Consider the following 728-nt stretch of genomic DNA (forward strand, 5'->3'; position numbering starts at 1 on the left):
TGCCCCTTTTAGGTATTGTTTGATTGCAGGGTGGTGTTTAAAGCGCTGAAACTCATCGAATGGGCTCAAGTGGGGATTGCGATAGTTAAGATCGACAATCAACCCAACCGCAATTTGGCGGTTTTCCATGTGATAGAGGAATCCACCACCAGTTGTGTTGGTTTCGCTCAATGGCCAACCGGCGGAGTGGATGACGTTGCCTGTAAAATCTTTCGCATCAGCCGGCAGTTCCCAAATCTCTTTCAAGCCTAATGCGTAATGCTGAGGTTGTTTGCCCGCATCCAAATCGAAATGACGAATGAGCTCTTTTCCTAAATGCCCACGGCACCCTTCAGCAAACAGCGTGTATTTGGCTTTAAGTTCAATGCCCGGTTCGAAATTGGCTTTCTCTTGTCCGTTTTTATCCAGCCCCATATCGTTGGTGGTGATACCAGTAACGGCACCTGATTCATCGTAGTGAATGCTCGCAGCGGCAAAACCAGGAAAAACTTCAACGCCAAGTTGCTCAGCTTGAGTAGCAAGCCAGCGACAAAGATTAGCAAGGCTAATAACGTGATTGTTTTCGTCATTATGCATGGGTTTAGGCGTGAGGAAGTGGGGCACACGTATATGATTAAGCTCCGTTGTTAGATAGAGAAAATCATCATGTTGAACGGGGGCTGAAACGGGCGCTCCCATTTCCTTCCAATCTGGGAAAAGCTCGTCTAAGGCGCGAGTCTCAAACACCG

At 47.8% G+C, this 728-nt stretch carries 1 protein-coding gene; it reads right to left on the reverse strand.

Annotation, left to right across the window (positions count from 1 at the left end; genetic code table 11):
• On the reverse strand, nucleotides 1–728 hold a 728-nt coding region (locus R7093_RS25375), incomplete at both ends, for an NAD(P)/FAD-dependent oxidoreductase (RefSeq protein ID WP_318147040.1).

The organism is Vibrio sp. 1580, from assembly GCF_033340055.1.